The sequence below is a fragment of the Agrobacterium sp. SOY23 genome, assembly GCF_027212525.1.
Taxonomy (GTDB): Bacteria; Pseudomonadota; Alphaproteobacteria; order Rhizobiales; family Rhizobiaceae; genus Agrobacterium; species Agrobacterium tumefaciens_I.
On sequence record NZ_JAPWDT010000014.1, the window covers coordinates 14303 to 37519 of the forward strand.

Here is a 23217-nt window from a genome sequence, read left to right on the forward strand (position 1 = left end):
GTCAAATGAACACAATTGAAGACCGGTTGTCAGACCTCGGAATCGAAATTCCCCAGGTCAATCCTCCCCAGGGCAATTATCTGCCCTATGTCCGAACAGGTTCGCTCGTTTTCGTTGCGGGCCAGGGGCCCCGGCAGAACGGCCAATTGCTCTATAAAGGCGCAGTTGGCCATGATCTGTCTGTCGAGGACGGTCAAGCCGCAGCCCGTCTCTGCGCGCTCAATGTTTTGGGACAACTCAAACATGCATGCGAAGGGGACCTCGGCAGAATTGTCAGAATGGTTCGTGTCGGCGGTCTTGTCCGGTGCGCAGATAACTTTGAGGAACAGGCCCGCGTACTGAACGCAGCCTCAGACCTGATTTGTGATGTTCTCGGGCACGCCGGCAAGCATGCTCGCATCTCATTTGGAACCAACGCCCTTCCTTCGGGGATGGCAGTTGAAATTGAGGCTATAGCAGAGGTGGACTAACTTGCCGGGCGGCAAGAATTTCCGATCTGCTTTGTATCCTAGTCAATTCCGAGGGTGATTATGGAGGAAATCCAGACATCACCTTCGGTTCACTTGATGCGCAGGGTTGACGGGCAGTTCCAAGGCTCAGCTGTCAGTTCTACCTCAGTCATTCCTATATGAACATATATTTTACCAATTGACATACGTGGTAAAATTAATTTACCAAAGATCAGCGCCATATGCCACGGGCTGATCTTTAAGGGGACGGCTGAGGGTTAGGCGCTGTGCTGTCGGGGGAGTGCCGGAGCATTTGTTTTTATCCGAAAGGTAGGAAATTCAGTGTCCAGAGCCATTGCCCGTTGCAGAAACGTCGACGATTTTCGTTTGCTTGCAAAAAGACGCCTTCCTGCTCCGATTTTTCACTATATCGACGGCGCGGCTGACGATGAGATTACATACCGCCGGAACACCGAGGCGTTTGCGACCTGCGATTTGGTACCAAACGTGTTGGCTGGAGTGGAGACCGTAGACATGTCCGTCACGGTCATGGGCAAAAAACTGGATTTGCCGCTGTTTCTTTCACCCACAGCGCTCCAGCGCCTGTTTCATCACGACGGCGAGCGGGCGGTGGCTCGGGCGGCTGAAAAATTTGGCACCTTCTTCGGTGTTTCGTCACTTGGCACAGTGAGTGTCGAGGAGATCGGAAAGACAATTCAGACTCCGAAGATGTTCCAGCTTTATTTTCATAAGGATCGTGAACTGACCTGGAGCATGGTAGAGCGGTGCCGTGAGGCAAAATTCGACGCTATCGCTTTGACCGTCGATACGATCACCGGTGGAAACCGTGAGCGCGATTTGCGCACAGGATTTACATCCCCTCCAAAATTGACGCTTTCCAGCCTCGCAAGCTTTGCGATGAAACCCAGATGGACATGGCACCATCTGACGAAGGAAAAATTCAGCCTCCCCCAGCTTGACGGTCACGTTAGCCAAGGCACCAACATTGCCATTTCGGTCGGGGAATATTTTTCAACGATGCTCGACCAATCGATGAGCTGGAAAGACGCTGAACAGGTTAGGGAGCGTTGGGGCGGTCATTTTTGCCTTAAAGGGGTGATGAGTGTCGAAGACGCCAAACGTGCCGTGGACATCGGTGCGACGGCTATCATGATTTCAAATCATGCCGGTCGCCAACTCGATGGGTCCCGTGCGCCGTTTGACCAAATCTCGGAGATCGCCGATGCTGTCGGCGGGCAAATTGAAATTATTTGCGACGGAGGGATCCGTCGGGGAACACACGTACTTAAGGCAATGGCTGCCGGTGCTACTGCCTGCTCGGGTGGTCATCTCTATCTTTACGCGCTGGCAGCGGGTGGTCAGCTTGGTGTGGAAAAAACACTTTCAAATCTAAAAGCTGAGATTGAGCGCGACATGAAGTTGATGGGATTAACGAAACTTGATCAACTCAACGCCGGGCATCTTCGTTTCCGGTAGTCATTATTTCGAGTTTTGAGTTCCCTCTTTTGAGCGGATAGAGAGCAACCTGCAACAACCAGCCAACCTCGTCCGCGAACGAAATTCAATGAAAACCGCCTCCGACAGCCTCAGCTTTTCGAAGTGCTGAGGCCACCACTTTCAAGACGACGAAGGGAAATCTCGAGTTTTTCTTCCGCTTCTCGAATTTCTCTGGACGCCTGTCTTAGATAACTGAGGTGTTCATGTGCGGCGGATTGCGCTGCCTCAGGCTTTCTGTCGATGATTGCTTGCGCAATAGCGATATGTTGATCGCGCAGGAGATCCCGAACATAGGGGATCGCGAAAAGGCGCCGTCTATTATGCAGAACGTCGGTTCTGAGGTTTTCGGAGAGTGCACGCATGATCTGGAGAATTACCAGATTGTGGCTGGCTTCGTAGATTGCGATGTGCATCTCCGCGTCGGCATCTGCCTCCTCGATTGGGTTGTTGGCTTTGTGCGCCGCTTCGATCTTCAACACGCATTCTTTAATACGTTGGATCTCTGGTTCGTTTGCCCGTTGCGCCGCCAGCGCGGCAGCTGAGCTTTCCACCACGTCCCGGAACTCGAGGTAATCGTCCGCGACTTCACTTCGCTCAGAGAGCATCGCTATCAATGGATCCGTAATAGTTGTCGCGCCGATTTGAGCCACTTTCACGCCTTTTCCTTCCCTACTTGTCAGGAAGCCTCGCTTTTCGAGAGATTGCAACGCATCACGAAGTGTTGGCCGCGAAACGTTAAGTTTCAGCGCCAGTTCTCGCTCCGGGAGCAGTGGCACGCCAGGGCGTAAAGAGCCTTCGAGAATAAGGGTCTCAATATGCCTCGCCACGGTGTCCGCCGCTCTTTCTGGTCTGCTTGGTGCGTTCCCATTCATGTTTGCCACCTACCTTCTAATTCCTATTGCGCCGCCCGACGGTAAAGGCCGGGAGGCGGATCACCCATTCGCGCTCCGGCGTCGACCCTTTTGTGCCGAACCGGCGTTGGGGTTGAAGGACAGGGCGGTTTTGCTCCCATCAGTCTCTGTGGCGAGGAAGGTTGAGCAGCGGAGATCCGAGTTGCAGCGATATTTCGTTCGCGGCATCCGAAACCAGTTGGCCGATCTCTCGGACCCTTTTGTCCGGCATACGTATTGTTGGACCTGAAACGGAAATACCTGCCACGGCCTCGCCATAACTGTTCACAATAGAAGCTGCAACGCAGCGCATGCCTATGGTTCTCTCTTCGTCGTCGAAGGAATAGCCAAGACGGCGCGTTTGCTGAATTGATTCGCGCAATTCTTTGATGTTCGCGATCGTCTTATCAGTGAAGCGGGTGAACGTCGCGGTTTTAAGGAACGCTTCCAGCCTATCGTCGTCGAAAGCGCTGAGAAGCGCTTTTCCTATTCCTGACGCATGCAGGGGAGAGCGGGTGCCGGGAGGGAAAAATGCACGGATTGTGTCGTGCGTTTCCACCTGACTTATAAACAATACGTCGCCATCTCGTTCGATGCCAAGATTGGAGGTCTCTCCTGTCCGGGCCATAAGATCGCGCATCACTGGCCGACTTCGTTCGACGATATTCGTTCTGCGCAAGAAAGCGGAGCCCAGGCGAAAGGCTTCCGGTCCAACAAACCACTCTTGCCGTTCCGTGTTGCTTTCAACGTATCTCCGGTTTTCAAGCGTTGCGAGTATGCGGTGAAGAGTTGCCGGGGACTGATCGAGGTATTTGGACAATTCCGTGAGAGTAACGCCATCGTGGGCCGCCAGCGCCTCGAGCACATCGAGCGCCCGGGCGAGAGCCTGAATGCTCGCCGCTGGCTGAGTTGGCTTGGCACCCTTTGGGCGTCCTCGTTTTCTGACCGTTTGCTGCATGGCTTTAGGGTAGAAAAAATAATAGTAAAATCAACTTAGGAATAATGAAAAAATGCAATGCTATGTTTTTAAATAGCTATTTGTATTTTTTTAGTAAAATGAAAAATCATTTCAAAAAAATTTACTAAATGAAGCGTGCGTGGTAATTCTCTAATTAAACAAGGAGGAGTAGCCATGAGCACCCAGAATCCTATTTTCATTCCCGGCCCGACGAACATCCCCGAGGTGCTCCGTAAAGCCGTTGATATGCCGACCATTGATCACCGTAGTCCGCTTTTTGGCAATATCCTTCATCCTGCGCTTGAAGGCGTCAAAGCGATCCTCAAGACCTCCAAGGCTGAAGTTTTCGTGTTTCCTTCCACCGGTACCGGTGGTTGGGAGACCGCGATTACGAATACCCTGTCGGCAGGGGATAAGCTCCTGGCGACGCGTAACGGCATGTTCAGCCACCGCTGGATCGACATGTGCCAACGCCATGGCCTCGACGTTCAGGTCGTGATGCAAGAATGGGGCGAAGGCGTACCCACAGACACGTTCGAAGAAATTCTGACGGCGGACAAAGGTCACGAAATCAAGGTTGTGCTTGCCACGCACAACGAAACGGCAACGGGCGTTCGTTCTGATATTGCCGCCGTGCGCCGTGCGCTCGACAACGCAAAACATCCAGCCCTGCTCTTCGTCGACGGCGTCAGCTCGATCGCCTGCTACGACTTTCGGATGGACGAATGGGGTGTCGATGTCGCCGTCACTGGATCCCAGAAAGGCTTCATGCTTCCACCGGGCCTCGCAATCGTTGGTTTCTCCCAAAAGGCTCTGGCAGCGACCGGTTCCGCCAAGCTGCCGCGAACCTTTTTCGATGTCCGTGACATGGCCAAGGGTTATGCTTCGAATGGATATCCCTATACGCCTCCGGTCGGTTTGCTGAACGGGTTGAAGGTGGCGACCGACATGCTGCTGGATGAAGGGCTCGAAAACGTCTTTGCCCGACACCATCGGATTGCCGAAGGTGTACGTCGCGCTGTTTCCGCCTGGGGGCTGAAGCTTTGCGCTGCCCGTCCCGAACTCTATTCGGACAGCGTCAGCGCCATCCGCACGCCGGAAGGGTTCGACGCCAACAAGATCGTCGCTCACGCGCTCAACACGTATGGCGTTGCTTTCGGAACGGGCCTTGGCGATGTCGCGGGGAAAGTGTTCCGCATCGGTCATCTGGGCAGCCTGACCGACGTCATGGCGTTGTCCGGTATCGCCACCGCCGAGATGGTGATGGCGGACCTCGGGCTGCCGGTCACTCTCGGTTCCGGCGTCGCTGCGGCTCAGCAGTCCTACCGTCAGAGCGCAGGAAACGCCCAGAGGAAAGCCGCGTGATGAGCGATATCGAGATGTATATTCCCAGCTATGAGGACATGCTCGCCGCCCATGAGCGGATCAGGCCTCATATTAGGCTTACACCGATCCGGCAGTCGGAGTATCTCAACGATCTCAGCGGCGCGCAATTGTTCTTCAAATGCGAAAACTTTCAGGAGCCGGGCGCCTTCAAGGTGCGCGGCGCCGCCAATGCCGTATTCGGGCTGGACGAAGCGCAGGCAGCCAGTGGTGTGGCCACGCATTCCTCAGGCAATCACGCCTCATGCCTGTCCTATGCGGCCATGCGGCGCGGAATCCCCTGCAATGTCGTCATGCCCCGCACGGCACCTCAGGCCAAAAAGGATACCGTGCGCCGTTATGGCGGCAGAATTACCGAGTGCGAGCCTTCCACCTCCTCACGGGAAGAGACTTTCGCGAAGGTCCAAGCCGAAACAGGAGGGGATTTCGTCCATCCCTATAACGATTCGCGCGTGATTGCCGGTCAGGGAACCTGCTCGAAAGAATTCATGGAACAGGCTGATGGGCTTGAGATGGTCGTAGCGCCGATCGGCGGCGGCGGCATGATTTCGGGGACCTGCCTTACTCTGTCGACGCTGGCGCCCGAGACGAAGGTGATTGCGGCCGAACCTGAACAGGCCGATGACGCCTATCGCAGCTTCAAGGCGGGTTACATCATCGCCGACGATGCGCCGAAGACCGTCGCGGATGGGCTGCTTGTGCCGCTGAAAGATCTCACCTGGCATTTCGTGTCGAACCATGTCTCCGAGATCTATACCGCCTCCGATCAGGAGATCATCGATGCGATGAAGCTCGCCTGGAAACACCTGCGCGTGGTGCTGGAACCGTCCAGCGCCGTGCCCTTGGCAACCATCCTGAAGAATCGCGAGGCATTTGCCGGCAAGCGTGTCGGCATCATCATCACCGGCGGTAACGTCGATCTCGACAAGCTGCCCTGGAACTGAGGAGAGAACCATGAACGCCCATACAGAATTCGCCGGCCTTGAAGTCGGATACGATGTTCCTGCCTTTCCGGGCATGGATGAGAAGGACATTCAGACACCCTGCCTGATCCTCGATCTCGACGCCTTGGAACGCAACATCCAGAAGATGGGCGACTATGCCAAGGCCCACGGCATGCGCCACCGCGCCCATGGCAAAATGCACAAGTCCGTCGACGTTCTGAAGCTTCAGGAAAAGCTCGGCGGCGCGATTGGCGTGTGCTGCCAGAAGGTCTCGGAGGCTGAGGTCTTTGTGCGTGGCGGTATCAAGGACGTCCTCGTATCCAACCAGGTCCGCGACCCGGCCAAGATCGACCGTCTGGCGCGTTTGCCTAAGTTCGGCAGCCGGATTATCGTCTGCGTCGATGATCTCGCCAATGTCGATGATCTGTCGGCCGCGGCGCAAAAGCACGGCGTGACCCTCGAATGCCTCGTCGAAATCGACTGCGGCGCCGGGCGCTGCGGCGTAAAGGCGACGTCCGAGGTGGTGGAGATAGCCAAGGCGATCGACGCAGCAGCGGGCCTGAAATTCACGGGCATCCAAGCCTATCAGGGCGCGATGCAGCATATGAACAGCTTTGAAGACCGCAAGGCCAAGCTCGATGCGGCGATTTCCCAGGTGACGGAGGCTGTCGAGGTCCTCAAGGCCGAGGGGCTTGACCCGGAACTGGTCTCGGGCGGCGGCACTGGCTCGTATTATTTCGAGTCCAACTCCGGTGTTTACAACGAGCTTCAGTGCGGCTCATACGCCTTCATGGATGCAGACTATGGCCGCATTCACGACAAGGACGGCAAGCGGATCGACCAGGGAGAGTGGGAAAACGCCCTGTTCATCCTGACCTCCGTGATGAGCCATGCAAAGCCGCATATCGCCGTTGTTGATGCCGGCCTCAAGGCGCAATCTGTCGATAGCGGTCTTCCGTTTGTCTATGGTCGCGACGATGTCAAATACGTCAAATGTTCCGACGAGCATGGCGTGGTGGAGGACACGAACGGGGTTCTCAAGATCAATGAGAAACTGCGTCTCGTACCCGGTCACTGCGATCCGACCTGCAATGTCCACGACTGGTATGTCGGGGTGCGCAATGGCAAGGTCGAGACCCTGTGGCCGGTCTCGGCCCGCGGCAAGGCCTACTGAAGCATCGACGGTGGCCGATGGAGTTCACGACCCGGGGCATATTGCTTGCCCCGGCGTTATCGAAGGCGGGAGTAATTTTCATGATCATTGTCCCCGAACGCGAGATCGAAGGCCTCGTTTCTGCATCCGATTGCTTGACTGCAGTGGAGCAGGTCTTTGCATCGATGGCGCAGAAATCCGCTTATAACTTCCCGGTCATCCGTGAGGCCATCGGACACGCCGATGCGCTCTACGGTTTCAAATCGGGTTTCGATAGGGTAAGTCTGGCTCTTGGCCTGAAGTCCGGCGGCTTCTGGCCCAGCAACATGGAAAAAGGGCTGACGAACCATCAGTCGACCATATTTCTCTTCGATGCGGATACCGGTAAATGCCGGGCCGTCGTCGGTGGCAACCTGCTGACAGCGCTGCGCACCGCGGCTGCATCCGCTGTGTCGATTAAATATCTGGCGCGGCCTGACGCCAAAGTGCTCGGCATGGTGGGTGCGGGCCATCAGTCTACCTTCCAGCTTCGGGCAGCCCTCGAGCAGCGCCCTTTCGAGAAGGTCGTTGGTTGGAATATTTATCCCGAGGCGCTTGACCGTCTCGCCAAGATCGCCGCTGAGCATGATATTCCATTCGAGGCGGTTGACCTCGATCGGCTGGGTGCAGAAGCCGATGTCATTATCACGATTACATCGTCTTTCGCCCCGATCCTAAGGGCCGCGCAAATTCGCTCCGGTACCCATCTTGCCTGCATGGGCACGGACACCAAGGGTAAACAGGAAGTCGAGGCCGAACTGCTTGCGGCCGCGACCGTTTTCACCGATCAGATCGCTCAATCGGTTACGATCGGCGAAGCGCAACATTCAGTTGCCAAGGGGCTGCTCTCTCCCGAAAAGATCGTCGAGATCGGGGCGGTCATCAACGGGGATCATCCGGGTCGTTCAAACGCCAAAGAGATCACAATATTCGATGGAACCGGGGTCGGGCTTCAGGATCTGGCCGTGGCGTCGAAAGCGGTCGATCTGGCTGTTCAAAAAGGTGTGGCCGTTGTCGTGGATTTCTAGGCGCCCGGGGAGGTGAGGAAGAGCAACCCGTTCGATCTGCTCGGAAGCCGTGGGGCTTCGGAAGGTCGACATCGCATGTAGCGTTTTCTATCCGGTAAATCACAGCGCAAGGTCGGCTCAGATGAGGATTGCCATTAATGGTTTTGGACGCATCGGGCGGTCCGTTTTGCGTCTGGCTGCGAAGTGCGACGACTTCGACATTGCATTGATCAATGATGTCGCTTCGCTTGAAACTTTGGCGTATCTCTTCGAGTTTGACAGTGTATTCGGGCCTTGGACCGGGCGTGTGGAAATAGCGGGAAATAACCTCGTAATCGACGGTCGCGTTATTCCATTTCATCATGAGCCCGACATAGGGAGCCTGGATTTGTCGAACGTCGATGTCGTTCTCGAATGCACGGGGCACCGCGACACGCTAATGTTCTCGCGTTCCTCCTTGGCTGCGGGCGCGCGCCGTGTCGTCATATCAGGTCCTGCAAAAGGGGCCGATATGACCCTCGTGATGGGTGCGAATGAGGAGAGCTATCGTGACCAGCACATTGTTTCGAATGGGTCATGTACGACTAATGCGATTGCTCCTCTGCTGCGGATCGTTAATGACCAGTTTGGCGTAATTGGAGGACATCTGACGACGGTACATTGCTACACCGGAAGTCAGCCTACCGTTGATCAGCCAAGGGGAGATCCGGCACGCAGTAGAGCGGCAGCCTTGTCCATGGTGCCAACGACGACCAGCGCGCATCTTCTTTTAGGTGAAGTTCTTCCTCATCTTGCCGGCCTCATAGAAGCACGAGCCCTTCGTGTGCCTACTGCAAGCGTCTCGGCGATAGACCTCACCGTTGCTCTACGGGCGCAAACGGATATCGGGAACGTTCGCGATATTCTCCGCGACCTTTGCGAGAGATCACCTGTCCTTGGGTGGATCGAAAAACCTCTCGTTTCGGTGGATTTGCGCGGGCGCCCGGAATCGCTGACTGTCAGCGGACCAGAGCTTTCGATGTCCGCAGCCAGCGGGTTGCTCAGAATTTTCGGTTGGTACGACAACGAATGGGGTTTCGCCAACCGTATGCTTGAAATGGCGCTGTTGGTGGGCAAGCGGAATCTGGAGTAGGGGGCAAACTCAGAACGCTATCGCTTGCCACTGCCAGCGGCGCTGCTTCGATCGTGGTCGCCGCCACCCTTCGGTGCGAGCTGGTCTGAGAATCGACCCGAGCAACCGTCTTTGAAGGCATGCTCGCGCTCGGCCTGCCACCCGACATGCTGTGACCTTGGCGAACGCGCCAGAACCAGAGTCAAGTGAGCAAATGATTTGGATAGTTCTGCTGAAAAACCGCTTTGACAGGTTCCCACCTGTCGATTGACTTCAGCAAAGGGGCGATTTCGTGCGCATCATCATGCAACTCCTTGAAGTCACGTAGCATGACCAATTCGCTATTTGCCCGGCCCATCTGGTGCACAATGCAATTGCGGACACAGTCGAAAAACCGAACTGCCGACAATGATGGTCGCGCCGATTGTGCCAGCGAGAGCCGAGATAGCACTCTTTTTATCAAGTCTGATGACATCGAAACGGGGCGTTGGAAGTTGCGACCTGTCGATCTCGGAGATCACTCCTTGTAAGAAGTCCATCGCGGACGTGAATGACACACGACCAAGGTCGAATGTCCACAGTCAGAGCACGGATTAACTTTCATTGTCAGACTTTACTCTCTATATTCTATTCGCAACGTAATCGTATCCCCTACAGGTTTTACTCCGTGAATGACATAACGACGACAAAAGTCGAAAACTTTCCCCTAGCTGTATCGGACAAGCCCCTCTCCATGCAGCGGCAATCATCCGTGCGTCGGACCATGGAGATTGTTCTGGACACGTGGAACTTCCTGATACTTCGGGAAGCCTATTTTGGCGTGCGCAGGTTCGATAAGTTTCAGCAGCGGTTAGGAATTCCACGGCAGACCCTTTCTTCCAGACTGTCTGCGCTCGTCGCAAATGAGATCTTCAGCACCGGGAAACGACCGAACGAACCGGGGCAGCAGTATTTTTTGACGGTGCGTGGCAAAGATCTTTTCCCAACAATGCTTTCTCTGATGGAGTTTGGCGACAAGTGGCTGGCCGGCCCCAACGAGCCGCCCCTTCAACTCATCCACAAGAGCTGCGGATGCAATTGCCATCCTGTAACCGTCTGCGGTGAATGTCTCGAGCCATTCACCGCCAAAGAGGTGGCACCGCGGGACGGGCCTGGCGCAGGCTATGCTCCGGTTGAAAATCGCCCTACATCGAGACGAAGCTCCGATCCAACCCTTCTGGAGAGAGTTCGACCGTGCTCGGTGGCACGCACGCTGGGCATCATTGGCGACCGCTGGAGTTTTCTGATCCTGCGCGAAGGTTGGAACGGCGTGCGGCGCTTCGAAGAAATGCGGGAAAATCTCGGGATCGCGACGAATATCCTGTCCGATCGTCTAGCTCGCCTCGTGCAGGCTGGCGTGTTTCGAAAGGTCCCATACAATTCCGGCGAGCGGTTCGAATATCGGTTTACCGAAATGGGTCTCGATCTCTACAAGCCGATGCTGGTGATGATGGCCTGGGGAGATCGCTGGCTGGCAGACGGAAAGCCGCCCATGCGACTGCGTCACAAGACCTGTGGCCAGGATTTTTCGGCGATCGTCGTATGTTCCGAATGCCGCAAGCCGATCGCGGCCAAGGATACCGACTATCTGCTCCGATATCAGTTCGACCTATAGCCGGTCGATCATCGACTTACGCGGTATCTGTCGCTTCTGCGGATGCCTGGCGTCTCTCGCGCAACATCTGGAAGATCCGTTCGGGCGTGACCGGGAGTGTCTCCACCGACACACCGAGATGAGCCAGTGCGTCGGACACAGCATTTGCGATTGTCGCCGGCGCGCCGATCGTGCCGCCTTCTCCCATGCCGCGGAAGCCACCGATATTATTGGGCAGATCGGCCTCGATATGGACGATGCCGATTTCAGGCACGCTGCTCGCCACCGGGACCAGGTAATCGGCGAGGCTGGCCGCCACCGCCTGTCCCTGATCGTCATGGACGATCTCTTCGAGCAGAGCTGCGCCTATACCCTGCGCCACCGCGCCATGAACCTGTCCGTCCACAATCATCGGGTTGATGATCTTGCCGCAATCCTCCGCCACCACATAGCGGAGGATCTTCACACCGTAGGTCTCTGAATCTACCTCTACCATGGCAAGATGCGTCGACGAGCAGGCAGTTCCGAGATAGGGGTCATAGGTCTCCGATGCCGCCAGGTCCTCGCGCTGGTCGCGTGGAATGCGTCCCATCTGGGTATAGACGGCGGAGGCGACCTCTTTCAACGTCATCGACAAATTGGAGTTTCGGCTGCTGATGATGCCGTCGTGAATGTCTAGCTCCTCGACGCTTTGCTCCATCAGATAGGCTGCAGCGCGCAGCACCTTGGCCTTGACGACGCGGGCGGCAAGCGTGGCCGCGCCACCGCCGAGCACGGCCGAGCGACTGGCATAGGTGCCGCTGGCCATTGGGACAAGAGCGCTGTCACCGTGCTTGACCTCAATGTCCTCCAGCTTGCAGCCGAGTTCGTCGACGATGACTTGCGCCAGCGTCGTTTCCAGCCCCTGGCCATGGGACGAAATACCGAAGGCGGCGGTGATCGCGCCGGTCGCGTCGATCTCGATCTTGGAAGTCTCGGTCCCGGTATTGATCGGCATGCCCGGAGCGACCGAAATCCGCGATCCGATGCCGGTAAGCTCCGCATAGCTCGCAAGCCCGATGCCGACCCAGCGGCCGGCCTTTCTTGCCTCGTCACGCTCGCGAACCAGCAATGGATAATCGACATGCGTGCAGGCGCCTTCGAGACACTCCTGAAAGGCCGACTTGTCCCAGATGATACCGGAGGCAGTGCGATAGGGAAATTCGTCATCCCTCACAAGGTTCTTTCGCCGAAACTCGACCGGGTCCATGCCCAGTTTACGCGCCGCCATCTCGACCAGGCGCTCCATTGCAAAGGTAGACGAGGGACGGCCGACGCCGCGATAGGGGCCGGTGGGCGGCTTTGGGGTCAGCACGCCGCGAATGCGACCGCGGTAATGCTCCATCCGGTAAGGGCCGGGCAGGAAGCTGACGACCTGCACCGTTTCGAGCGCCGCCGTCCACGGATAGATCGAATACGCGCCGACATCGCCGATCACATCGGCGCGCAGGCCGATCAGCATGCCGTCCTTTGTAACCGCCAGTTCCGCCTCGATCAGTTCGTCGAACGCCTGGCTGGTGGCGGAAAGATCCTCGAGGCGGTCGCTGATGTATTTGACGGGCCGTTTCAGCTTCCGCGCCAGTGTGCAGACGAGAATTTCCTCTCCGTAAAGAGAACCCTTGCCGCCGAAGCTGCCGCCCACGTCTGGCGCGACGACGCGCATCCGGGTTCCGGGAAGTTCGAGGCAGCCGGAGAGCACGTCGCGGATAACGCCAGGTATGTTGGACGAGGTGTAGAGCGTCAGCGATTGTTTTCGGCTGTCCCACTCGGCGAGATAGGACCGGTTTTCCATGGCGACGGCCGTCTTGCGGGTCATCCGGAACCGGCCCCTGACGGTCACCGCCGCGTCCTTGAATGCTTCGTCGACATCGCCGCGCTTGAATTCGCGGCGGATGATCGTATTCGTGCCGGCCTCTTCATGCAGGAGTGGCGCGTCGTCCTTGACCGCATCGACCTGCCGGATCGCGAAGGGGAGGGGCTCGTATTCGATAGTAATGTGTTCCAGCGCGTCCTCGGCGGCATAGCGGCTTTCCGCCACTATAGCGACGACCGGTTCGCCGACGTAGCGGACTTTGCCCCGTGCCAGCGGCCAGATCGGCGTGGCGTAATAGCCCGGCATGCGTGAGGTCGGAATGGCAGGCTTTATCTCTCCCTCGAGATCGCTTGCATCATAGATCGCGATGACGCCCGGGACCGAGAAGGCGTCGCCAATATCGATGTTGAGGATTTTCGCATGAGGCTGGTCGGAGCGGCGCAACGCGACATGAAGCATGCCGGCAGGCGCCATGTCGTCGACATATTTCCCGACGCCGGTCAGAAGACGAGGATCCTCCGTGCGCTTGACGCGCTTGCCAACCAGCTTGGGACGAAGTTCGACGGAATGGTCAGAATGTTTCATTCATAGAACTCCCGGCCTTTTCTCAGGCCCTGCCACTGGACGTCGTCATGGCCAGAGATGATCGTTTCGCCGCTGTCGCGCAAGGCCTTGAGCCGCGCGAGCGAGCCAGCTGCCAGATCCATGTTCCAAGTGTTCTTCGGCGCAATGCCGGTGTCGATATTGGCCTGGAGGGGGGCGGCATCCGACGCGAGAATGAAGTTGCCGTCCTTTTCCAGTTCTATGCGCGCCACGCTCATGCCGGTTGTATGCCCAGGCATGGGCATGACGACGATACGGCCGTCGCCGAACACGTCATGGTCTGTATCAAACGTCTGGAAGCCTTGGGGCTGATCCCATTCCCTAGGCAAGTAGCCGAGGTTTTCGGCACCCTCGGCCCTGGCTGCCGCGGCCTCAGCTTCGTGGCACAGAATGGTCGCCTTGCGGAAATAGGAATTGCATCCGCAATGGTCGGGATGAAGATGGGAGCAAATGACGACGTCGATGTCGTCGGGCTGCAGGCCGATGGCTTCGAGCTGGCGGACGACGGTCTGCTCCGGTGAAAAGACTGGCGTCATGACCTTGCTCAGGCCGCCCCAACGTGCCTGGGCATCGATCGCCGCATCCGGATTGCATCCGCTGTCGAAGAGCACATTGCCCCGGGTATGGCGCATCAGCGTGGCATGGACGGGCAGTTCGATGGTTTCTTCCTTTGCAGCTCCGGCTACAAAGATCGAGCGGCGCATACGCAGCCGGCCGCCTTCGAGAAAATGCATCTTCATGTCAGGGGTCCTCTTTCACGTGCGAGCTCGCGGACGGCATTGACGATGTGCTCATAGCCCGTGCAGCGACAGATATTTCCGGAGAGCGCTTCCCGGATCTCCTCGTCGCTTTCCAGCGGGTGATGGCGGAGAAGATCGGTGATCGCCATGATGAAGCCCGGCGTGCAGAAGCCGCATTGCAGGCCATGATGCTGGCGAAACGCCTCCTGAACCCGACCGAGCCGGTCGATGCTGCCCTGCCCCTCAATGGTCTCGATCACCATGCCCTCGGCCTGCACTGCGAGCGTGAGGCAAGAGCGGGCGCTACGCCCGTCGAGGAGGACGGTGCACGCGCCGCAGACACCGTGCTCGCAGCCGACATGGGTTCCTGTCAGGCCGAGCTCATGGCGCAGGAGATCGCTGAGGAGCATGCGGGGTTCGACTGCGCGCGTGTAGGATAGGCCGTTGACGTTGAAAGTGATCTGCTTTTCAGCCATGGCGTCGTATCTCCCTTCCATTGGCGCGGTTCCAAGCTGTGCGTAATGCCCGCTTCGCCAATACGCCGGAAAGATGCCTGCGATAATCCGCTGACGCGTGGATATCGGAGTTGGGGGTCAGGATGTTTGCCAGTCTCTCTGCCACCGTATCGAGAACGGGTTCCGACAGGTTGGTGCCCTCGACGATCTCTTCGATTTCCGGCAGGCGCAGCGGGGTTTCACCGACGCCCATCATGCCAACGCGAACGCCGGTTGCTGCACCGTTTTCGACGCGAAAGGTTGTTGCGAAGCAGGCAAGCGCAAAGTCGCCGTGGCGGCGGGCAAATTCCTCGAAACCCCAGCCGGCGTCCTCTGGCATGGCGTCGATTTCCACCGCGGTGACGAGTTCGTCCTCGTCAAGCGCATTTACCAGCGAACCGGCAAAGAAGTCGGCGGCAGGGATGCGGCGCTCGCCACGCTCGGAAAAGGCGATGATCGTACCGTCGAGAAAGCGGGTCATCATCGGCATTTCTGCTGCGGGGTCCGCATGGGCGACGCTGCCGCAAAACGTGCCACGGTTGCGCACAGTCATGTGTGCGACGTGATGCATAGCGTCGTGAACGACCGGCAGGTGCCGGGCGACGAGCGCATCGGTGGCTGTCATGCGATGACGGACGGTCGCCCCGATCTTCAGCCGGCTGCCGTCGAACTCTATCTTATCCAAACCAGCGATACGGTTAATATCGATAAGGATGGAGGGCTTCACCAGTCTGAAGTTGATCATCGGCATCAGGCTCTGCCCGCCGGCGATGATCTTGCCGTCACCGGCCGATGCGGCGAGCATTGATGCCGCTTCTTCGACCGTTGCCGGTACGCTGTAGTCGAACTGTGCGGGCTTCATGGTTTTGCCCGTGCCGCCGGTGCGGCCGTCGCACTGACTGAAGATCGTGCCATAACTGCTCCTCCGACATCATTTCCCATCGATGATGCCTATACCAAATTTGACTTGCATTATTAGACTTAAAGGGAGAATGTCAAGCAGGCAGATCGAGCGGAGCGGAGCGTTTCCGTTCTAATGACACGTGAGGAGGATTATCCATGGAAATGTCTGGCCAACAATTGATCCCGGCGACTAAGGAAGAAGTCTGGGCCGCGCTCAACGATCCTGACGTGCTCAAGGTCTGTATTCCCGGCTGTCAGGAGCTGACGAAATCCTCGGATACAGAGATGGCAGCCGTCGCGGTCATGAAGGTCGGGCCGGTCAAGGCGCGGTTCCAGGGGGCGGTAACACTGTCGGATCTGGATCCTCCGAATGGCTACAAGATCACCGGCGAAGGGCAGGGTGGCGTGGCAGGCTTTGCCAAGGGGATCGCTGTCGTCAAACTTTCTGCGGCGGGTGGCGGGACCGTGCTCGACTATACGGTGGACGCGCAGATCGGCGGCAAGCTTTCACAACTCGGTGGCCGGTTGATCGACGTGACCGCGAAACAAATGGCCGGCCAGTTCTTCAAGCGATTCGCCGAGGAAATTCAGGCGCGCCAGAACCCGCAGGAAGCAGCCGGGGCGGTTCAGCCGGCGGGGGCGGGGCCCGCGCCGGTACAAGCAAGAGCCGTTTCGCCGCGGCGGGAGGCGTCGACAATGGCAGTGGCCCAGCCTTCCGCGAAGGCCGGGGTGGCTGTTGGTTCCAGCGTCTCTTGGCCGGTGCTTGCGCTCGTGGTCCTTGCTTCCGTCCTTGTCGCCCTGTGGGCGGTCTATGGTGGGCTGTTGCCGAGCCTTGCACCGGCGGATGCGCCCGCTCGCATCTCGCCCGACCTTGCCAGCATCGCGCAACTGATCATGGCGGCTGCCATCGGCTACCTGTTCGGGCGAATCTCGAACTAGGCTTTCCCATTCCAGCAAAAAGGCCGGAGCGAGGGCTCCGGCCTTTTTATTTTAACTTGCACAGGAAGACTTCCTAGTTGTTCTTGCGTCGATCAAGGAGAAGTTTCAGTTCGCCGAACACCCCCCGTCTGAACATCATCACGCAGACCACGAAGAACAGGCCGATAATGAACGTGATCGGCAGCCCACTGGTCGACAGAAAATGTTCGAGCCCGACGACGATGGTCGCGCCGACGATTGGGCCGATCAGTGTTCCCATGCCCCCAAGAAGGGTCATCAGAATGACTTCCCCAGACATGTGCCATGTAACGTCGACCAACGAGGCGAGCTGGAAGGAGATCGCCTTGAGCGACCCGGCAAAGCCCGAGAGTGCTGCTGAGAGCGTGAATGCGATCAGCTTGTAACGTTCCGGCTTCAGGCCGAGTGAGGTGACGCGCGTTTCGTTCTCGCGAATGGCGGACAGCGTATGCCCGAAAGGCGAGTTAACCGCGCGCCAGATGATGAAGAGGCCGATGACCGTGCCGCCGAGCACGGTGTAGTACATTGCAGTGATATTCCTGAGGTCGATCATGCCGAAAAGGTAGCCGCGGGGCACGGCCTGGATGCCGTCCTCACCGCCCGTGAAGGGCATCTGGACCGCCATGAAATAGACCATCTGGGCAAGTGCCAGCGTAATCATGGCGAAGTAGATGCCGTGACGGCGGATGGCGAGCGCTCCAAAGGCCAGCCCCAGCAAGGTCGCAAACAGCGTCCCCGCCAATACCGACAGTTCGAATGGCCACTGCCACACCTTCGCGGCCTGGGCCGCGATATAGGCGCCGCCGCCGAAGAAGGCGGCGTGTCCGAAGGACAGCAGACCCGCGTAGCCGAGTACAAGGTTGAAGGCCGCGGCGAACAGCACAAAGCAAAGGATCTTGATCAGAAAGAGCGGATAGACTGCGAGCGGCGCGATCAGCATGATCGCCACAACGGCGAGCAGCAGGATGCGTCCGATCAATTGGCTATGACCGGAGGTGGCAGCCGCGTTGGAAAGGGTTGCGCTTTTCATGTCATGCCTCCCGGCTGAACAGGCCGGCTGGCCGGATGAGGATCACGAGCACCATCACGACGAAGACCGCAATCGAGGAGGCTGCCGGATAGAATGTCTTGGTGAGGCCTTCGATGACACCAAGACCGAGCGCGGTGACGATCGCACCGCCGATCGACCCCATTCCGCCGATGACGACGACCGCGAAGACGGTGATGATGATGCTCGAGCCCATGCCGGGACTGACCTGATAGAGAGGTGCTGCAAGCGCGCCGGCAAAGCCAGCGAGCCCGACGCAGAATGCATAAGTCAGCGTCAGCATGAGCGGCACGTTGATGCCGAAAGCCTGAACCAGGGAGGGGTTTTCGGTCGCTGCCCGCAGATAGGCGCCCAGCTTGGTCTTCTCGATCGCCATCCAGGTGAGCAGGCAGATAATGAGTGAGATCACGATCACCCACGCGCGGTACATGGGCAGAAACATGAAGCCGAGATTGATGCCGCCCGTCAGCGCCGCGGGAACCGGATAGGGCTTTCCTGCTGCGCCAAAGACGTGTCGGAACAGCCCTTCCAGCATCAGTGCAATGCCGAATGTCAGGAGGAGGCTGTAGAGATGGTCCATGCGATAAAGCCGTTTCAGAAACAGCTTTTCAACCACAACGCCGGCGAACCCGACCAGTATGGGGGCCGCGAGGAGCGTTCCCCAATACCCAAGACCAAGTGTCGACAGCAGGTACCAGGCGACGAAGCCGCCCAACATGTAAAAAGCGCCATGCGCGAAATTGATGACGTTAAGCATGCCGAAGATGATCGCCAGCCCGAGGCTGAGGAGCGCATAGAATGAGCCGTTGATTAGTCCGAGCAGCAATTGGCCGAGGAGAACGGGTATCGGCACCCCGAGAAAATCTGTCATCTGATTTTGACCTGTTGAAGCGTGCGCATGGCAATCATACCCCCAGATACCGGTTCAGCCGGTCCATGTTGGCGTCGAGCGCATCATTGGAAATCTCGTCAACGACCTTTCCCTGGTCGAGGACGAAGTGCCGGTCGGCGACGGAGGCTGCAAAGCGCAGGTTCTGTTCGACGAGAATGATGGTCATGCCGCGATCCTTGAGGATGCGGAGCGCCGCTCCGATCTCCTCAACGATGACGGGTGCGATGCCTTCGGTCGGCTCGTCGAGCAGGATGAAATCGGCGCCGGTGCGCAGGATACGGCCAATCGCCAACATCTGCTGTTCGCCGCCGGAAAGCCGCGTGCCGGGCGTGGTGTCGCGGCCCTTAAGGTTGGGGAAGAGGCTGTAGATTTCCTCGACGCTCATTCCGCCCGATTGCCAGGCGGGTGGAAACATCAGATTTTCAAGGACGTTCAGCGTCGAGAAGATGCCGCGCTCCTCCGGAACATAGCCGATGCCGAGCCGGGCGACCCTGTGCGCCGGCGTTCGCAAGAGATCGACGCCTTTATAGGTGCTGCTGCCGGCCCGTTTGCTGACGACGCCGATCAAGCTGCGCAGGGTGGTGGTCTTGCCGGCGCCGTTGCGGCCGATCAGGGTGACGACCTCGCCCTTCCTGACGTTGAATTCCACGCCGTGAAGGACGTGGCTTTCGCCATACCAGGCCTGAAGATTGGTGACGTCTAGAAGTGTTTCAGACATGGGTTCCTCCCATATAGGCCTTGCGAACCTCGCTGTTCGTGGAGACGTCGGCATAGGCGCCCTCGGCAATGACCTCCCCGCGGCGCAGCACTGTGATCGTGTCGGAAAGATCGGCGACGACGCCAAGATTGTGCTCGACCATCAGCACAGTGCGACCCGTGCCGACGCGGCGGATCAGTGCTGCCGTCCTGCCGATGTCTTCTGTGCCCATCCCGGCCATAGGCTCGTCGAGCAAAAGCACGTCCGGCTCGAGCGCCAGTGTGGTCGCCAGTTCCAGCGCACGCTTGCGTCCGTACGAAAGCTCGCTGGCTTTTGTTTGCGCCTTTTCCGCAAGGCCAACGCTTTCAAGGAGCGCCATCGCCTCCCCGTCGAAGCGTTTCAGACACTGGTTGGACTTCCAGAATGAAAAGGTTTCTCGCTCGCGGGCCTGCAGCGCCACTCGCACGTTTTCCTGTGCGCTCAGGTGCGGGAAGACCGACGAGATCTGAAACGATCGCACGAGGCCGAGCCGCGCGATGTCGGCCGGCGCCATTTGCGTGATGTCGCGACCCTTGAAGAAAATCTGGCCGGAACTCGGTGAAAGAAACTTGGTCAGCAGATTGAACAGCGTGCTCTTCCCGGCGCCGTTAGGGCCGATCAGGGCGTGGATCGTTCCGGGTCGAATCTGGATGTCGACATTGTTGACGGCGATGAAGCCGCCAAACGAGCGCGTCAAGTTGCGCGCCTCGATGATGGGTACGTTCTCCGGCACGAGTCCTCCCTACCGGCTCGATTTTCTCCTCCGGTGGCGTCGGGTGATGATCGCCACGTGCCTCTCCTCACAAAAGGCAGTTTTAGAAAAACACACAAAGTCTAATAATGCAAGCTTGCATGACGGCAAAAACTCTGCTTATCTTATTTAGGCATCTTGGTGCAGCGCATTATAACGTTGGCTCACAACCGACCGTAAGTATGATAGCGCAAGTTTAACGTCGGCGCTTGAGGAGGAGTTTCGGTGCCGCATCTGGGAGGATGGATTGATGAAGCATCTGCGAATTTTGCTGTCGTGTACGGCCGCTTTCACCGCTATGGGGATGAGTGCCCAAGCCCAGGATTCGGGGCCGATCCGGATTGGCGTCCTGACCGATGTCAGCGGTCAGTTCTCGCATGAGGCGGGCGAGGGGGCGATCGCTGCGGTGAAGATGGCCGTTGAGGATTTCGGCGGCAAGGTCCTCGACCGTCCGCTGGAAGTGGTCGTAGCAGACCACCAGAACAAGCCGGAGGTCGCGGTCTCCACCGCCCGCGAGTGGTACGAGTCGCAAGGCGTGACGATGATCAACAACCTGATCAATTCCGGAATCGCGCTGGCTGTCACACAGGTTGCCAAGGACGAGGACAAGATCGCGATCGTCAACGGCTCCGGTTCGTCACGTTTAACGAACGACGGCTGCACGCCAAACAGCATCCATTACTCGTACGATACCTATGCGCTGGCAAATGGCACCGCTAACGAACTGATCCGGGAAGGCAAGAAGAACTGGTACTTCCTGACTGCCGACTATGCCTTCGGCCATGCGCTGGAAGCGGATGCGAGCCAGATTGTCAAAACGAACGGGGGCACTGTTTCCGGTGCTGTCCGCTACCCCATCGAGACCTCCGACCATAGCGCCTTCATGCTGCAGGCGCAGGCGTCGCCCGCCGATGTCGTTGCGATGGCAGGGTCCGGAACGACTTTTGTCAACGCGGTCAAATCCGCCGCCGAGTTCGGTCTCGCGTCCTCGGGCAAAACCGTTGCCGGCCTGCTCGTCTGGGATACTGACGTCCATTCGCTGGGACTTGATACCGCGCAGGGCATGATCCTGACCAACGCCTTCTACTGGGATCGCGACGAAGAGACCCGGGCATTCGCTAAGAAGTTCGAGGCGCGGGTAGGGCGTCCGCCGCATATGGGCGACGCGGGCGACTACTCCTCGACGATGCATTACCTGCAGGCTGTGAAGGCCGCCGGCACAACTGACACGAAGCAGGTCATGGCGAAGATGAAGGAAACACCCGTCAATGACTTCTTCGCCAAGGACGGCAAAATCCGCGAGGACGGTCGCATGGTGCATGACATGTATGTCTACCAGGTCAAGACGCCCGCTGAATCGAAGGGCGAATGGGACCTTCTGAAGCTTGTCACCACCATTCCAGGCGACCAGGCCTTCCGTCCTCTCTCCGAAAGCCAGTGCCCGCTGGTTAAGAAGTGATCCAGAGAAGCGCCCGGCTCTCCCGCGCCGGGCGCACCCTAAACGCTGAACGCGGTCGCGGTCGGCAGGAAGAGACGAGCAGGCATGACTGACATTAAGGTCGAGAAAACGGATGGTGTCGCCATCGTTACACTGAACAGGCCCAACCAGCGCAATGCCGTGACCTATGCGATGTGGTGCGAGCTTGCCGAGCGGTTCCGCGCATTCGACAAGGATGCGGATGTCCGCGCCATTCTGCTGACCGGGGCGGGCGCGGACTTCTCCGCCGGCGCCGACATCAGCGAGTTCGATGCGGTAAGGGGCGGGGCAGAAGAGAGCACGCGTTATGAGATAGCCGTCGACGCTGCTGGCGATGCCATTTACGACGTTTCGAAACTCACTATCGCGGTGTTGCGTGGATATTGCCTTGGTGGTGCAGCACATTTGGCCATGTCTTGCGATTTCCGGATTGCGGAAGAAAGCGCTGTGTTCGGCATTCCAGCGGCCCGGTTGTCGATCGTCTATGGCGTCTCTGCGACACGCAAGCTGTTCTCGCTCGTTGGTGTCACGGAGGCGAAGCGAATTCTCTATTCGGCTAACCGTTTTACCGCCGCTCAGGCGCTTGGCAACGGCTTCATCGACGAGCTGGCGGATGATGCCACGGCGGCAGCCTCGGAGCGCGCCAATGCGATGGTCGCGAATGCGCCCCTGACGATCAAGGGCGCGAAGTTCATCCTCAATGGCTGTGCCCGGGGTGATCTCGACCGCACCGAAGCTGAAGGGCTGATCGACCAGGCGAGTTCCAGCGAGGACTACGCCGAAGGACGCAAAGCCTTCGCCGAAAAGCGGTCGCCACGATTTATGGGCCGCTGACGGCCAGGTTTCAACCAACCCCTCAATCCGCTGCACAGGCAGCATCCCACCCCAAGGAGACATTCAATGGAGACCAATCTCAAGGGCAAGGTAGCGCTCGTCACGGGCGGCGGCCGCGATGTCGGCGGCGATATCGCGCGTGCTCTTGCGGCCGAAGGCGCCATCGTTGCGGTAAACTACGCCCGGTCGAAAGACGAAGCCCAAGCGGTCGTGCAATCAATCGAGGCAGGCGGCGGCAAGGCGAAGGCGTATCAGGCCGATATCAGCGATAATGCTCAGGTCAAGACGATGGTCGCCGCGATCAAGTCGGACTTCGGAACGGTTGACATTCTCGTCAACAATGCCGGCTACGTCAAATACCAGCGCTTTGTGGATTCGACGCCGGACGAATGGAAAAAGCAGATCGATGTGTGCCTCTATGGCGCGATCAATTGCTGCCACGAGGTGGCACCTTTGATGATCGCCCAGAACTCGGGCAGGATCATCAATCTCGTCGGTGATAGCTCCCGCATCGGCGAAGCCAACCTTGCTCTGGCGGCGGCAGCGCGTGGCGGCACGATCGCGCTCGGCAAGTCGCTCGCTCGTGAATTCGGCCGCAACAACATTACCGTCAACACGGTCTCGCTCGGTCTTATCGAGACCTCCCACTCCGATCCGGAATTCCTCGAGAAGAACCGGGAGAAGATCGTCAAGGCCTATCCGCTGCGCCGCATCGGCAAGCCGGATGACGTGGCGCCCATGGTAACGTTCCTTGCCGCTGGCGCATCGTCTTGGGTGACGGGTCAGGTGATCAGTGTCAACGGCGGCTTTTGCATGGTCTAACCGGAGGATTGGGAGGATCCAAC

General features: G+C 58.2%; 22 protein-coding genes. 12 read left to right on the plus strand and 10 right to left on the minus strand.

Annotated features, from left to right (window positions below):
* The first annotated feature begins 5 nt into the window (after positions 1-5).
* Together O3S81_RS25495 and O3S81_RS25500 are read left to right on the plus strand one after the other, a co-directional pair.
* Entirely contained in the window at positions 6-470 is a 465-nt protein-coding gene (locus O3S81_RS25495; protein WP_269347618.1) for a RidA family protein, read from the plus strand.
* Positions 471-791: 321 nt separating this feature from the next.
* Positions 792-1946: an alpha-hydroxy acid oxidase gene (locus O3S81_RS25500; RefSeq protein ID WP_269347619.1), complete on the plus strand. Its 1155-nt coding sequence runs from the start codon at positions 792-794 to the stop codon at positions 1944-1946.
* Positions 1947-2056: 110 nt separating this feature from the next.
* On the opposite strand, the gene O3S81_RS25505 is transcribed toward O3S81_RS25500, so the two are convergent.
* Positions 2057-2839, minus strand: coding sequence for an FCD domain-containing protein (locus O3S81_RS25505; protein ID WP_269347620.1), 783 nt, complete (start codon positions 2837-2839; stop codon positions 2057-2059).
* Positions 2840-2978: 139 nt separating this feature from the next.
* Positions 2979-3815: an HTH-type transcriptional regulator BhcR gene (bhcR, locus tag O3S81_RS25510; protein ID WP_269347621.1), complete on the minus strand. Its 837-nt coding sequence runs from the start codon at positions 3813-3815 to the stop codon at positions 2979-2981.
* Positions 3816-3989: 174 nt separating this feature from the next.
* On the opposite strand from bhcR, the gene bhcA reads away from it, so the two are divergent.
* The 6 genes from bhcA (at position 3990) to O3S81_RS25540 (ending at position 11106) form a co-directional block, all read left to right on the plus strand.
* Positions 3990-5180, plus strand: coding sequence for an L-aspartate--glyoxylate aminotransferase BhcA (gene bhcA, locus O3S81_RS25515; RefSeq protein ID WP_269347643.1), 1191 nt, complete (start codon positions 3990-3992; stop codon positions 5178-5180).
* A 14-nt stretch (positions 5181-5194) separates the two neighbouring features.
* Positions 5195-6142: a beta-hydroxyaspartate dehydratase BhcB gene (gene bhcB, locus O3S81_RS25520; RefSeq protein ID WP_269347644.1), complete on the plus strand. Its 948-nt coding sequence runs from the start codon at positions 5195-5197 to the stop codon at positions 6140-6142.
* A 10-nt stretch (positions 6143-6152) separates the two neighbouring features.
* Positions 6153-7316, plus strand: coding sequence for a 3-hydroxy-D-aspartate aldolase BhcC (gene bhcC, locus O3S81_RS25525; protein ID WP_269347622.1), 1164 nt, complete (start codon positions 6153-6155; stop codon positions 7314-7316).
* An 80-nt stretch (positions 7317-7396) separates the two neighbouring features.
* Entirely contained in the window at positions 7397-8362 is a 966-nt protein-coding gene (bhcD, locus tag O3S81_RS25530) for an iminosuccinate reductase BhcD (RefSeq protein WP_269347623.1), read from the plus strand.
* Positions 8363-8483: 121 nt separating this feature from the next.
* Positions 8484-9473, plus strand: coding sequence for a type I glyceraldehyde-3-phosphate dehydrogenase (locus tag O3S81_RS25535; RefSeq protein ID WP_269347624.1), 990 nt, complete (start codon positions 8484-8486; stop codon positions 9471-9473).
* A gap of 646 nt (positions 9474-10119) precedes the next feature.
* Positions 10120-11106: a winged helix-turn-helix transcriptional regulator gene (locus tag O3S81_RS25540; protein WP_269347625.1), complete on the plus strand. Its 987-nt coding sequence runs from the start codon at positions 10120-10122 to the stop codon at positions 11104-11106.
* 16 nt (positions 11107-11122) lie between these two features.
* On the opposite strand, the gene O3S81_RS25545 is transcribed toward O3S81_RS25540, so the two are convergent.
* The 4 genes from O3S81_RS25545 to O3S81_RS25560 are packed head-to-tail and all read right to left on the minus strand — an operon-like array spanning position 11123 to position 15636.
* Positions 11123-13522, minus strand: coding sequence for a xanthine dehydrogenase family protein molybdopterin-binding subunit (locus O3S81_RS25545; RefSeq protein WP_269347626.1), 2400 nt, complete (start codon positions 13520-13522; stop codon positions 11123-11125).
* The gene (locus O3S81_RS25550) at positions 13519-14280 is read right to left on the minus strand and encodes an N-acyl homoserine lactonase family protein (protein WP_269347627.1); all 762 of its coding nucleotides are present in this window, start codon (positions 14278-14280) and stop codon (positions 13519-13521) included. Before O3S81_RS25550 ends, O3S81_RS25545 begins: the two co-directional genes overlap by 4 nt.
* Positions 14277-14756: a (2Fe-2S)-binding protein gene (locus O3S81_RS25555; protein WP_127757340.1), complete on the minus strand. Its 480-nt coding sequence runs from the start codon at positions 14754-14756 to the stop codon at positions 14277-14279. Before O3S81_RS25555 ends, O3S81_RS25550 begins: the two co-directional genes overlap by 4 nt.
* On the minus strand, positions 14749-15636 hold the full coding sequence (locus O3S81_RS25560; protein WP_269347628.1) for an FAD binding domain-containing protein: 888 nt from the start codon (positions 15634-15636) through the stop codon (positions 14749-14751). Before O3S81_RS25560 ends, O3S81_RS25555 begins: the two co-directional genes overlap by 8 nt.
* Before the next feature lie 197 nt (positions 15637-15833).
* Here O3S81_RS25560 and O3S81_RS25565 point away from each other — a divergent pair, with 197 nt between their 5' ends.
* Positions 15834-16616, plus strand: coding sequence for an SRPBCC family protein (locus O3S81_RS25565; RefSeq protein ID WP_269347629.1), 783 nt, complete (start codon positions 15834-15836; stop codon positions 16614-16616).
* A 73-nt stretch (positions 16617-16689) separates the two neighbouring features.
* On the opposite strand, the gene O3S81_RS25570 is transcribed toward O3S81_RS25565, so the two are convergent.
* Genes O3S81_RS25570 through O3S81_RS25585 form a run of 4 tightly spaced genes read right to left on the minus strand, consistent with a single transcriptional unit; the run spans position 16690 to position 20043 of the window.
* Entirely contained in the window at positions 16690-17664 is a 975-nt protein-coding gene (locus O3S81_RS25570; protein ID WP_127757343.1) for a branched-chain amino acid ABC transporter permease, read from the minus strand.
* A 1-nt stretch (position 17665) separates the two neighbouring features.
* Complete coding sequence (locus O3S81_RS25575) at positions 17666-18553, minus strand: branched-chain amino acid ABC transporter permease (protein WP_269347630.1); 888 nt, start codon at positions 18551-18553, stop codon at positions 17666-17668.
* A gap of 34 nt (positions 18554-18587) precedes the next feature.
* Positions 18588-19292, minus strand: coding sequence for an ABC transporter ATP-binding protein (locus O3S81_RS25580; protein WP_164865461.1), 705 nt, complete (start codon positions 19290-19292; stop codon positions 18588-18590).
* Positions 19285-20043, minus strand: a complete 759-nt coding sequence (locus tag O3S81_RS25585; RefSeq protein WP_269347631.1) for an ABC transporter ATP-binding protein — start codon at positions 20041-20043, stop codon at positions 19285-19287. Before O3S81_RS25585 ends, O3S81_RS25580 begins: the two co-directional genes overlap by 8 nt.
* Positions 20044-20311: 268 nt before the next feature.
* Here O3S81_RS25585 and O3S81_RS25590 point away from each other — a divergent pair, with 268 nt between their 5' ends.
* The 3 genes from O3S81_RS25590 to O3S81_RS25600 all read left to right on the plus strand — a co-directional run bounded on the left by O3S81_RS25590 (position 20312) and on the right by O3S81_RS25600 (position 23194).
* Positions 20312-21520 carry an ABC transporter substrate-binding protein gene (locus O3S81_RS25590; RefSeq protein WP_127757455.1) on the plus strand — a complete coding sequence of 403 codons (1209 nt, stop codon included), beginning with the start codon at positions 20312-20314 and terminating at the stop codon, positions 21518-21520.
* A gap of 84 nt (positions 21521-21604) precedes the next feature.
* Entirely contained in the window at positions 21605-22372 is a 768-nt protein-coding gene (locus O3S81_RS25595) for an enoyl-CoA hydratase-related protein (RefSeq protein WP_269347632.1), read from the plus strand.
* Positions 22373-22438: 66 nt separating this feature from the next.
* Positions 22439-23194 carry an SDR family NAD(P)-dependent oxidoreductase gene (locus O3S81_RS25600; protein ID WP_269347633.1) on the plus strand — a complete coding sequence of 252 codons (756 nt, stop codon included), beginning with the start codon at positions 22439-22441 and terminating at the stop codon, positions 23192-23194.
* Positions 23195-23217: the final 23 nt, after the last annotated feature.